Annotated in this window: 10 protein-coding genes and 1 pseudogene; 6 read left to right on the top strand and 5 right to left on the bottom strand. The window is 50.2% G+C overall.

Going from position 1 to position 12,159, the window contains the following annotated elements; all coding sequences use genetic code 11:
• Positions 1 to 110: 110 nt before the first annotated feature.
• Together NDI45_RS15545 and NDI45_RS15540 are read right to left on the bottom strand one after the other, a co-directional pair.
• Positions 111 to 1,496, bottom strand: coding sequence for a heterodisulfide reductase-related iron-sulfur binding cluster (locus tag NDI45_RS15545; protein WP_348247871.1), 1,386 nt, complete (start codon positions 1,494 to 1,496; stop codon positions 111 to 113).
• A 3-nt stretch (positions 1,497 to 1,499) separates the two neighbouring features.
• Positions 1,500 to 2,822 (bottom strand): FAD-binding oxidoreductase, encoded by a 1,323-nt coding sequence (locus tag NDI45_RS15540; protein WP_348247870.1) that lies wholly within the window; start codon positions 2,820 to 2,822, stop codon positions 1,500 to 1,502.
• 134 nt (positions 2,823 to 2,956) lie between these two features.
• Here NDI45_RS15540 and NDI45_RS15535 point away from each other — a divergent pair, with 134 nt between their 5' ends.
• Positions 2,957 to 3,856 carry an LPS biosynthesis glycosyltransferase gene (locus tag NDI45_RS15535; RefSeq protein ID WP_348247869.1) on the top strand — a complete coding sequence of 300 codons (900 nt, stop codon included), beginning with the start codon at positions 2,957 to 2,959 and terminating at the stop codon, positions 3,854 to 3,856.
• 174 nt (positions 3,857 to 4,030) lie between these two features.
• On the opposite strand, the pseudogene map reads toward NDI45_RS15535, so the two are convergent.
• Positions 4,031 to 4,834, bottom strand: a pseudogene (gene map / locus NDI45_RS15530) (type I methionyl aminopeptidase); the annotation flags it as partial.
• 138 nt (positions 4,835 to 4,972) lie between these two features.
• A complete protein-coding gene (locus tag NDI45_RS15525; RefSeq protein ID WP_348247868.1) occupies positions 4,973 to 6,631 on the bottom strand; it encodes an alpha-amylase family glycosyl hydrolase in 1,659 nt (552 codons plus the stop codon).
• A 355-nt stretch (positions 6,632 to 6,986) separates the two neighbouring features.
• Here NDI45_RS15525 and NDI45_RS15520 point away from each other — a divergent pair, with 355 nt between their 5' ends.
• The 5 genes from NDI45_RS15520 to NDI45_RS15500 all read left to right on the top strand — a co-directional run bounded on the left by NDI45_RS15520 (position 6,987) and on the right by NDI45_RS15500 (position 10,914).
• Positions 6,987 to 7,361: a phage holin family protein gene (locus NDI45_RS15520; RefSeq protein WP_348247867.1), complete on the top strand. Its 375-nt coding sequence runs from the start codon at positions 6,987 to 6,989 to the stop codon at positions 7,359 to 7,361.
• Between the two features lie 268 nt (positions 7,362 to 7,629).
• Positions 7,630 to 8,961: a hypothetical protein gene (locus NDI45_RS15515; protein WP_348247866.1), complete on the top strand. Its 1,332-nt coding sequence runs from the start codon at positions 7,630 to 7,632 to the stop codon at positions 8,959 to 8,961.
• Positions 8,962 to 9,051: 90 nt separating this feature from the next.
• Positions 9,052 to 9,321: a GlsB/YeaQ/YmgE family stress response membrane protein gene (locus NDI45_RS15510; RefSeq protein ID WP_190792474.1), complete on the top strand. Its 270-nt coding sequence runs from the start codon at positions 9,052 to 9,054 to the stop codon at positions 9,319 to 9,321.
• Between the two features lie 310 nt (positions 9,322 to 9,631).
• Complete coding sequence (locus NDI45_RS15505) at positions 9,632 to 10,507, top strand: TIGR02587 family membrane protein (RefSeq protein ID WP_348247865.1); 876 nt, start codon at positions 9,632 to 9,634, stop codon at positions 10,505 to 10,507.
• Positions 10,504 to 10,914, top strand: a complete 411-nt coding sequence (locus NDI45_RS15500) for a TIGR02588 family protein (protein ID WP_190790096.1) — start codon at positions 10,504 to 10,506, stop codon at positions 10,912 to 10,914. The genes NDI45_RS15505 and NDI45_RS15500 overlap by 4 nt, the downstream gene beginning before the upstream one ends.
• 9 nt (positions 10,915 to 10,923) lie before the next feature.
• Here the strand turns inward: NDI45_RS15500 and NDI45_RS15495 are convergent, their stop codons facing one another.
• Positions 10,924 to 12,153: a DUF445 family protein gene (locus NDI45_RS15495; RefSeq protein WP_190790095.1), complete on the bottom strand. Its 1,230-nt coding sequence runs from the start codon at positions 12,151 to 12,153 to the stop codon at positions 10,924 to 10,926.
• Positions 12,154 to 12,159 lie beyond the last annotated feature (6 nt).

Raw genomic sequence — 12,159 nt, 5'->3', positions numbered from 1 at the left:
TTCAAGCCAGTTAAAGCGCGCAGCAAGCGGTCTTGTGTCAGCACCCGTTCAATATCCAGCATTTGCTTATCCCATTTCTGCCTTCTATTCTTGCTTATTTCCCGACAAGTCTAGCATCTTGTATCAGCCGCTTGTAAAGGAATACCGCGAATTGAGAGATCCAGTAGCGCGATCGGGTGAAACAACGACATCGTTTTACCCTGTAATTCCAAATGTTTTAGGATTTGTAGCGAGCAGCCCGGATTAGAAGAAGCGATCAGACTGGCTCCCGTGTTGAGAAGATTTCGCACCTTTTGCTGACCCAGTTCTTCCGCCACTTCTGGCTGGAGCATATTGTAAACGCCTGCACTACCGCAGCAAAGGGCTGCATCGATCGGCTCTTTCAAAGTTACACCCGGAATTTGCCGCAGGAGTTGGCGAGGCTGGAGGCTGATCTTTTGTCCGTGGAGCAGGTGACAGGCATCCTGATAGACGATTGCTAGAGGTTCGCTTTGCAAGGGGGAGAGTTTGGCAGTTAAGCCGATCGCCCACAAAAATTCCTGTACATCTTTGACTTTGGCAGAAAATGCTTTTGCCTTCTCACGATACGCTGGGTCGTCCTGCAACAGGTGTCCGTAGTCCTTCAGCGTATGACCACATCCCGCAGCGTTAATGATGATTGCATCGACTCCCGTATCCTCGAAGCTGTCGATCATCTGGCGGGCGAGTGCTTGGGCATCGGCTTCCTGTCCCTGGTGGTGGGGGAGTGCGGCACAGCAACCCTGAGATTTGGGAATCACAACTTCGCAGCCGTTCGCAGTCAGGACTCTGGCAGTGGCTTCGTTCACGTCGCTAAAGAACAATCGCTGCACACAGCCGAGAATCATGCCCACCCGATACCGCTTTTCGCCCTTCGCCGGAACGATCGTCGGCAAATTGTCCTGGAAGGATTTCACTGTCACTTCGGGCAGCAGCGTTTCCATTGCCGCTAGCCGGGGAGAGAATTTTTTCAGCAACCCCGTCGCCCGCACTAACTGAGGCATTCCCAGTTTCTGATAGAGCATCAGGGGAGCCAGCAGCATTCTCAGGCGATCGGGATGGGGGAAAAAGGTGAACAGAAGTTGACGGAAAAGACGATCGCCCAAACTGCGGGAATAGTTACGCTCAATTTGGGGACGGGTCGCAGCAATCAGCTTGTCGTACTGTACGCCCGATGGACAGGTGGTGACGCAGGCAAGACAGCCCAGACAGGAATCGAAGTGCTGCACCGTTGCCTCATTCAGGGGAGCCCGACCCTCGTTGATTGCATCCATCAGATAAATGCGTCCGCGCGGCGAGTCCATCTCTTTGCCGATCACGCGATAGCTGGGGCAGGTGGAGAGGCAAAAGCCACAGTGAACGCAGGCATCAATTAGCTTGGGATCGGGCGGATGCTGCGCATCAAAGTTTTTTTCTGAGGGAGCCAGAGCAGACTCAGGACTATAGGACGTATCAGGAATTCTGTATTCTGTGGTCATGGGTTAAATTCCACCGACGAACCGACCGGAACTGAAAAGGAATTGCGGGTCAAACTGTTGCTTAATGCGGCGCATTAGATCCAGCGAAGAACCAGAACTGCCCCAGACATCGATCGCCTGTTTAAGAGCCAGAGGAGCTGCCTGCACTGAGAGAAAGCCACCCTGTGCCTGGCAGATCGATCGCAGCTTCAGCAGCGCATCGAGGGTGATCGATTCAAACCGCAAAACGCCTAAACCACTTCCGGCGTGAATCTGAGCAACTGTCATATCAGCACCGATCTGGCTGAACTGCGCCAACGTCTGGACTGCTTGAGCGGGTAACACTCCTATTTTGCAGGTTACGGTAGACGGTTGGGGGTCAGTTTCGATTCTTTCTCGTAATTGTTGCCACAGAGCCATTTCATCATCGCCGGATTGCACCGTTACCGCTAAACCCAGATTCTGTTCCAGGGCAAAAAGCTGCTCCGTTTGTTTCTTGATACTGACTTCGATCGTCTGAAAGCGACTCATCAGTCCCACGCCTTCCCCCAGTCCCAAGGCTCCTACTGTGCGGTCATCAATGAGATCGATCGCGCTCGGAGTCAAGCTAGACGCAAGCAGAGTGGAGGCTGCCTGAGCAATCGCCGCTGAATTCCCTGTGAGAACCACTGTTTGAGAAGCGGCAGGTAAGGGATAAATGCGGAAGGTAATCTGGCTAATCATACCGAGCGTTCCGTAAGAACCCGTGAGCAGCTTCATCAGGTCGTAGCCCGCAACGTTTTTCACGACCCGTCCGCCTGCTTTTGCCACCTGGCCATCCGATCGTATAAAAGAAATGCCGATCACCATATCCCGGACGCTGTTGTATCGCTGGCGCAGTGAGCCTGTATCTCCGGTTGCCACAATACCGCCGACCGTTGCTTGGCCTGGATAGGCAGGATCGATCGCGAGAAACTGTCCTTCTTTCCCCAGGATTGCCCGAAGGTCTGCCAGCCGCATTCCTGCTTCTACGGTAACGGTGAGATCGCCAATGGCATGTTCGATCAGGCGATTCATCCGAGCGGTGCTGATCACTAAATTAATTCCGCCCGCCAGTCCGCCCCAGTGCAGCTTGCTGCCACTTCCGCAGGGGAACACTCGCCAGCGATTTTGTGCCGCGCAGGCTATGAGTTCGGCGAGCTGTTCCTGCGTTTCAGGATAGGCAATACAGTCAATTTGAGTGCTGGGAGTGACTGCCTGGGAAATTTGCGATCGAAGCATCAGATCAGCCGCATCCCACGAAACGACTCCCCCTGCACCGAGAATGCGTTCAACCGATTGGGCAAGACTTGGGGCGATCGAACTCATGGCAACTCATCAGCGTCCAGACGACTCTTCCCCACTCTATCAGGAGGCGAGGCGAATCCCGTGAAAATTCTCAGGCGGGCAACCCTTGTGCCTGGATAGACTGCGGACAATTATTTTTAGATGCAGTGCAGCTTATGCAATACATTACAGCCAGCAGTATCACAGCCAGCAGTCTCGAGTTAAAACCATCACCCCAGTCGTCAATTAGCTCGTCCATTCAGCCGCTGAATCAGGCGATCGGACAAGCCTTGATCATTGCCTACCGCGAAAATACCGATCGACTGGAAGCAGTTCTCACCTTCCTGGGATTTGACTGTGAAGTGCTGCGACAAAACGATAGCCCTGAATATCAGGATTGTGCTGCGACCTATCGCTGTATGCTGAACCATCAGCGCGCCTGGAAGCAAGCCGCCCAGTCCGATCGCCCGACGCTGATTGTTGAAGCAGATTTTGTGCCTGTGGTAGGCATGGGGAACTTGCCGCTTCCATTTAATTTAGAGCAGCCAAACGTCGGCATCTGCTGGCTTTATACCTGTGCGCCTCAGGTATATTCCCTCTCGACAGACGGCTATGCCGAAGGATTTTCGACGGGACTGGTCGCTTATATTCTCACCCCAGAAGGGGCAGCAACGCTTTGCGGACTGGCCGATCAGGTCACCGAGAAGCAGGGCACAGGCTACTGTACCTTCGACTCTGATATCGAGAAATATCTGCGAATTCGCGGCTTTAAAAACTACATCGCCTATCGTAACTATGGCGAACATGGAGGACGATCGAATCCTGAACATCAGCAGAACGGGATGAGCGGCATTCATCGAGCCGATGTGTTAGCCGGAAAACTGGCATTTCTGCCCGATTACGCAGGCACAAGCTCAAATCGCTACTGGCATTTTTATCAGGCACGCCTTTATGCTCGGCTCAAGGGCATCGGACGGCTGCTCACCGGGCGATTTCTGCGCTGGAAACTCCTGAGATACAGCAAAACACCCGATCGACTGCTAAAGTTTGCGATCGGGCGACAGATTGTTTTCTAGAAAACTCCAGGAAACGGAGCAGTGCACTACTGCTACATCTCGCCTCCTAGTCCCACCCGGTCTGGAAGAAACTGAGCTGGATTCAGCATTCAAACTTCTCCAGTTTTGGGAGTCTAGGAGGCTACTCAAGCTGGAACCCTCACAGAAATTGACTTGTTTCTCTACAGTCGCTTCCTAAGCCGGAACTAAAGCGGGCGGTAGCGTGAGAATGTCTACGCCGTCTTCAGTCACTGCCACCGTGTGTTCAAACTGGGCAGATAACTTGCGATCGATCGTCACAGCAGTCCATTTGTCCCCTAGCACTTCAATTTCCCAGGTTCCTTCGTTGATCATGGGTTCGATCGTAAAGACCATGCCGGGACGGAGCTTTTTGCCTTTGCCGCGTGTGCCGTAATGGGGAATCTGCGGAGCGGTGTGAAAGGTGCGCCCGACTCCATGCCCAACAAAATCTCGCACCACCGAGAAGCCCTGAGACTCGGCATATTCCTGAATCGCTGCGCCAATGTCACCAATTTTCGCGTTGGGTTTGACTTCGCGGATTCCGCGCCATAAGCATTCTTCCGTCACTTCGACCAGCTTACGAGCGATCGGGGAAGGAGTGCCCACAAAAAAGGTTTTCGACGTATCGCCATGATAACCGTCCACTAGGGGCGTGACATCGATATTAATAATGTCACCATCCCGTAAAATCTGCTTGATGTTGGGGATGCCGTGACAGACTACTTCATTCACACTTGTACAGATCGATCGCGGAAAGGGATTGCTACTGCCGTTCGGATAGCCCAAAGGCGCGCTTTTTGCCCCTCGCTTTTGCGTCCACTCTTCTGCTGCGTCGTTGAGTTCCTGAGTCGTGACTCCGGGCTTTACCATTGGCTCCAGATATGCCAGCAGCTCAGCTGCCGTTTGCCCCGCCTGTCGCATCTTTTCGATCTCCCGACTGGACATAAGGACGATCGGTTCGTTATCCATGAATTCCTGCCGCTGCTTTAAGGTCTCTTTTCTCTACTCTAGCGGTTTCAGAAATTAGACACAAACGGAAAAGGCAATGCAAAGTAGGATTATTCTTTCTCGTCAACTCATTTCACGCAGCAGTGCAGCTTTACTAATTGGTGAACCCTAGTGCCAGACAAACACTTGCGCCTCGTATTCGCCGAGGTCGATTGTCAACAAACCATTCTTTGCTTCAATGTCGTAGTTTTTCGTCCATTCATGCCACATTCCATCTTCAGGAAAATGGGAAATTTGGTAACCTGCGAGAAACTGATCGGAGAGGTTGACGACGACGACAATCCGTGAGCCTTCTTCGTTCCAGCGCACGTAGGCAAAAACCTTGGCATCAGGATTTTCGTGAAAGAAATCAATGTTGGTTGTATGCAGGGCGCGGTTGTTTTTCCGCAGCGCGATCAATCCCTGATAGTACTTAAACAAACCCAGATTCTCTTCGTTTTTCAACAGCGTCCAGTCCAGTTTGGCGGGGTCGGTTGTTTTCAGTTTGTATTCACCAAACTCTTCGCCCATCCAGAGCATTGGCACACCTACAGAAGTCATCACCAGCACTGCACCCAGCTTGCGGCGACGAAAGGCTGCTTCGCCTAGAATTCCTCGATCGCCAAAATCTGCCATCACGTGATTGTGATCGTGGTTTGACAGATAGTGAATTACGTTCGTCACGCCCAGAAAACCCTGACGTTTGGGATTGATCGCATCCTTCAGCCGTTCCAGGTCAAACATATCGCCGAGAATGTGGGGCAGGACGGTATGGTAGAAGCTGTCGTGCCAGCAGCCATCCATCGGACCATCCACATTGGTAATCGCAGGATTTTCAGGAATGTATTCGGCAATGTTGTAAAACGGTTTCGCGCCTGCGGTTTGCTTGGCTTCCTGCACAATCCAGTGCAAGAAGTCAAAGTTAGCAATTTGACGGGCAGCATCATATCGAATGCCATCCAGGTGATATTCGGATACCCAATAGCGCACAGTATCACCGACAAAGCGACGCGCCGGATAGGTTTGCAGGTTTTCGTCGTAGTGCTCGTAGTTGAACTCTGGTCCCCAATTGAACTCTGCGTCTTTGGGATCGTGGTGATACCAGTAGTCGTGATCGATTTGGGTTAGGGGAGATGATGACTCGGAGTGGTTATAGATTCCGTCCATGATGACGCGAATTCCGCGAGCGTGGCATTCGTCAATCATCTGCTTCAGTTCTGCGGTTGTGCCGTAGCTTGTCTCAGGGGCGAAGAAGTGGCGCGGATTGTAGCCCCAGCTATAGCTCCCCGGATATTCCTTTACAGGCATTAGCTCGATCGCATTAATTCCCAATTCACACAAATAGTCGAGCTTTTCGATGACGTGCTTGTATTTACCACGCGGATAGGGATCATCTTCGCCGCCTGAAAAATCGGCAATGTGCATCTCATAAATCACCAGTTCGTGATCGGCGGGCAGCGGGCGATCGTCATATTGCCACACATATGTATCAACAATTCGCTCACCGTCTTTGACATGAGCAATGCTGTTTTCCTCTGCACTCATGCCGTTAATATCAGTTGCGTAAGGGTCAGTGACAGTAACCCACTGATCCGGCTCAAAAAACCAGGACCTTGACTGCACTTTAAACTTGTATTCATACGACCCGTCCTTCAGATCAACAGTGACGCGAAAATAGCCGTCATCCCCCTTCTGCATCGGGATTTCTTGCCAATCTGAAAAAGACCCAATCAGCGCAGCCCCATTGTTATACGGAGCAAAAAGTTTGAATTCAATAGGGCTTGCCATATAGTTCCTGAGCAAAAGTGCATTGTTTTTAATAAGAGCATTTTCCGGGAAGAAATTTATTTCTGTAAATCCAGCGAAAGAGATAAGACTTCGAGCAGAGAGTTTTCCGGCTAGGGTGGCTTGAGCGAGATCTGTCCTACTGTAGAGGGCGAACGATTTTTCTTCACGCAAAATGGAAAGCAAGATAAAGCCGATCGAGCAGCAGGGGCTTTTATCTGCGTTCTGTTTTTATCTTCTGCACTGCAACAAAGCGCGTTTCGTTTGGTGCAGCAACTTATGTTTAGCGCAGCAAATCATTAATTCATTTGAAGCGAACGTTAAATCGAATTGTTGAAGCAAATTTGAGGAAGATTTTATGTTGGGAGCTTTTTTTACAACTTTAGCGACCGCACTAAGCCTGTTAGTTGTTGATCTGGTTGTGCCTGGTGTTGATCTTGACAACTTTGTTGCCGCAATGGTGGCAGCTGTGGTGATCGGGTTTGTGAATGCGGTGATTCGTCCGATTATTGCTACCCTCTCTTTGCCGATTAACTTCCTGACGCTCGGTGCGTTTTCTCTGGTGGTTAACGGACTGTGCCTCTGGTTGGCAGCCGCCTTTGTCCCTGGTTTCTCGGTTCACGGTTTGCTGGGGCTCATTCTGGCTCCGGTAATTCTCTCCTTTGTGAACACATTCCTGAGCAAGTATTTTGCAGAGCGCAATCCGAATCTGGATCTCAAGAGTCAGGCTTAATGCTGACGGATTCGGAACGCAGCAAGACAGATTGGTGAATGCGATAGCATGGCACTCAGTTTCCTGAGTGCCTTTTTTGTTTCTCATTTTGTCTCTCAAAATTTCTCTTGCCTACAATCTATCCCAGGAGGTTTGACGATCGCCCTTGAACTCCATATGTTTGGAGACGGTAGTCGCAGGCTATTTAAGGATTACTGCTTGGAAGTTACTTGAGGATTGCTGTCTGAGCATCACTGTTTAAAGATCACCACTGTTTGAGGATCACATTGTGGATAGCATTTTGCAGCGTGCTGGTGAATTAAAGCAGGCTCTTTCAGATTATGTACTTGATGCTGAAGGAGACCTTGCAACTGCGCTAGAGGCATTCAGTGCAGAACAGATGAAGCGATCGAAACAGCAAGATATGCACCAGCGCAGTCTAGTGATCGATCGATTTATTGCAGAAGGCTATGCCGGCGATAAAACGCCGATTGATTTATTCATCCAGGACGAAGCTGAGCTTTCGGAAGACGATCGGCAACTCGTTCAACATTGGCGACGCGGCTTTGTGGGGGTGTTTGCAATTCAGCACGTCCATGACGATGGCTTTTTATTAATGAACTGGCTCACTGCTAAAGTTTATCGAGTTTATTTCACGCCGATTGATCATCCTGCCAAAATGCAGCGACTTAAAGAAGGCGAAATTATCCTTACTCAAATTGCGCCTGTTACTCGTGAGGGCTGGATGTTTTTTAGTCCTCCGGTACAGATGGGAAAACTAGGCAAGCCCAAACTTGCAGTCGCGATCGGCAACTTCAAAGACAATTATAAAAACCATTTATATAGCGATGCTCCAGATCTATTAGCCGAAGCCTGGAAATCGGTTGAGAAATATCATCAAGAATTCACCGACTTTTTTGGTGCGGCTGAAATTACAATGCCGGGCTATCAGCTTAATAAAAAGTTAGCTGAGTTTCAGGAAGTCATAACGCAAAGGCGACTTGCCGACGCTGGAATTGATGATTCTAAGAGCCTGGAAGAATTAACGGCTGAAGCGGGCGTGACTCAGGAAGAAATTGCAGAAGCCGCAACCTCAATGGGGGCAGATGCAAAGGAAGTTGCCCAATTTTTTGACGGCAAGGGCAAAGCCAAAATGGTTACTCCAAAAGTCGATTTGCCCGATCGCCTGAAAAAAGCAGAACAAGTGACGGTTTTAACGCATCCGCGCTGGGGACAGGTTTTTCTACCGACCTACCATCAGTTTTGCAGCCTGTTAGAAGCAGAAGATTGGACAGCAATTCCTAACGGTCAGGATTTAGTGAATCGCTATTTGCGCGATCCTGAAGTTCCAGCTTTTGTCTGGTATCATCTTGCGCAGCTCTATCCAAAGCAATTAGAGATTGTGCTGCGATCGGCACTCGACCGTCCTCAATTCAACCTTGAAACAGATTTGGTTAACTTGTTACAGGAATTTGATAAATCGATCGAAACAGAGCTGCCAGAAATTGCCAGTGTTCCTATTCATCTGCACAACCTTTTTCAAGAAGCAATTCAGGAGCTAAGCAAAGAAAAAGGTAAAGAAAAGCCTAAGGGAAAACGCAAAATTGGAGCTGGATTTTAGCGACAGTTTTATACCCTACGGCAGAAAAGAAATCTGGAGCAACTTGATAATCTAAGAATAGAAAGCTTGTGATGACATAGAGGTTGAATCATGAATATTCTTGCTTGGATTTTGTTAGGTCTATTAGCTGGTGCAATTGCAAAGGCAATTTATCCCGGCAATCAGGGCGGCGGTATTTTCGGCACGATTATCCTGGGGATTATTGGTGCTTTTGTTGGTGGTAGCCTTTACGCCCTGCTCACGACTGGATCGCTTTCCCTTACCGCAGCAGGTCTGAGCATTCCTGGTCTGATTGTTGCAATTATTGGAGCGATCGTTGCCCTGTTCATCTGGGGTTTGCTGACCCGTCGTGCGGTATAAGCAGTCATCAAGCAACAAATTCACTGTTGTTTGTCTGGTCGATGTAAAGCAGCTTCCTAGGGAAGCGATCGGCTTTTAGTTCATTCGCAAATTGCACGAGTATCTCAAGTTTGTCGAGTTGTCTAATTGTTTCTGCTTAGGGTTCAGCTCTCATCACTCTGGTGAGAACTGGACCCTATAATTTTATTGGTTTAAGTTGACTTGAATGGATTTAGGCGATATCAGAAGCGATATCAAATTTGATTAATCATTGATTATTTTGATTTGTTTGTTTATTCATCCGTTTTAAAAGGCAGAGGCTTAACAAATCGTGAGACGTTTAACGCTTCCCAGTTGGCAAGAGTGGCGATCGGAATTAGCGGATGTCGTGCGGGGATTGGCAGGAGGATTTTTATTTGGCATTCCCCTGATATACACGATGGAAGTGTGGTGGATCGGATCTTATGCCGATGCAGGTGGACTGCTAGGGGTGCTGGCATCGACGTATGTGATCGTGTTTTTGCTCAACAGAACTGATGGATTTCGGCAGCAGTATCCTGACCAGATACGGCAAGCTTTGACAGACAGCGTTGAAGCCTTGGCGATCGGCATTGTTTGCGTAACCTGGGTGCTGATTTTGCTTCAAGAAATCACCTGGGATACGTCGGTGAATGAGGCAGTTGGCAAGATTGTGTTTGAAAGTGTTCCATTTGCGATCGGCGTAGGGCTGGCGCGATCGATTTTGCAGGGCAATCGGGGTGGGAACGATGAAGAAAACGATTCAGGGCAGCCACCTCGTTCTCAAGGCTCTAACTCAACCCTGACTGATATTGGAGCCACGCTAATCGGCAGTATTTTTATTGGGTTTAGTATTGCTCCGACCGATGAAGTGCCGATGCTGGCGGCAGCAATTTCTCCTCCCTGGCTGCTGGTGGTGATTGGCATGTCGCTGCTGGTATCCTACTGTATTGTGTTCGCGGCAGGCTTTACAACTCAGAAGCGCAGGCTTCAAGAGCGAGGGCTATTTCAGCGTCCATTCACTGAAACGATCGTCTCCTACCTGCTTTCCCTCAGTACGGCTGCCATCATGCTTTACTTTTTTCATCGGCTCGATTTTAGCGACCCCTGGAATTCCTGGCTGGAGCAGACCTTGCTATTAGGACTTCCAGCTACGATCGGCGGCGCAGCAGGACGAATTGCAATATGAAAAACACGATTAGACCCAAACCCCAAGCCCAGCGACGAATTTCGGCTGAGCAGGTTACGTTTACAATCGCCTGCCTGATCCTGGGGACAATCATCAGTCTAGTACTGCTAGCATGGGCAACCGAGAAAGATATCCCTCCAGTGCTATCGGTGCAAACTCAGCTTGGAGAAGTGCGCGAAGCAGCGGGACAGTTTTATGTGCCTTATCAAGTCACCAATACAGGCGGCAAAACTGCTGAATCAGTCCAGGTGATGGGAGAGCTAGAAATCAACGGCGTGACCGAATCTGGGGATCAAACAATCGACTTTCTCTCCAGGAATGAAGTGGAAGAGGGCGCGTTTGTCTTTAGCCGCGATCCGCGTCAGGGGGAGTTGAGCATTCGCATTGCCAGCTACAAACTGCCTTAGCAGTCCTTGCTATCGAACCAGCAGTAAACCCACCTGGAGCAACCCGATCACAAAGCCGAGAACGCCGCCCAAATTCACAATCGCCTGCAATTCATTTTTCACAATGCCCTGAATTGCCAGCTCCAGGTCGGCGGCAGAAGTCGATTTGACGCGATCGATAATGACCTGATCGATATTGAGAATCGGAATAACCTGAGCCACCAGCGATTCGAGATCGCGTTCCAGATAGCGTTCCAGAATCAGTGCTAGTTCATAGCTGATGGGATGCAGCGAGCTGGAAACGACTTCCGAAGTGCGCAGGCGAGTCAGCAGCAGGTTGGCAACTTCGTTCCAATCAATCGAATCACTCATGCCCTGAAGCAGATCTGAGCCTTTGTCCTGAAGATACAGCCGGATCTCATCACGCATAGTTTTGCGGATTTGGCGCACGGTGGCGACGGGCAGGTTTTGCAGAGACAGGTTTTGCAGCATTTCCTTTAGCCGATCGCGTACCCCCAGCGATTGAACCAGTTCATCGAGCCGCACGTTGCTGCTTTCTCGCTCATCCAGGCAGTAAGTTCGCAACCGGGTCAGCGCGTTTCGCACCCCAAACAGGTTTGCCACCACCCAGTACGTGCCGCTTGTCTTTTCCCGAAAGCCTTCATCGATCACTCTAATATTGCGATCGGTGAGAAAATCAACAATCAACTGCCGCAGCACATCCGGCGGAATGACAGATTGCAGGAGCCAGTCGGCAACTTGTTCTGCCTGGGGTTCAGTTAGCCGCAGTTCCAGCAACACCTGGTCAAAAAGCTGATTGAGCTGCGCTTCTAAAAAGTCTTCTTGCCGCGCCAGCACTTTGACCACTCTGGGCAAAGACTGACCTACCAGGTCGTGCAGCACGTTTGCCACGATCGCCGCCGCTTTTTCCTGGTTTCTGTCCTGCACCTGATCAAGCGCGAGTTTCAGTAGCCACTCGATCGCTCCCTGAATCCGCTCGGTTTGCAGCAACTTACGAGCCAGATTTTGCAGTTCTTCTGGTGTCAGCAGCGATCCCATAATCGTATCGGCAATTCGCTTTGCCAGCCGTTCCTGGTTACTGGGAATCAGCCCCGGCGTAAACGGCAGCTTGCGTCCCCCCAAATATAACGGCCGATAGGGACGAAACAGCATCTTGATTGCCAGATCGTTGGTGAAGTAACCAATTACACCACCGACGATCGGGGGAGCAGCCAGAGTCCAGAGGGTTGTGAAGTCCACAGTCGG

Origin of the sequence: Leptolyngbya sp. GB1-A1, from assembly GCF_039962475.1 — a bacterium.
In the GTDB taxonomy this organism is placed as follows: domain Bacteria; phylum Cyanobacteriota; class Cyanobacteriia; order Elainellales; family Elainellaceae; genus Leptolyngbya_A.
This window is presented reverse-complemented; position numbering and strand designations above follow the sequence as displayed.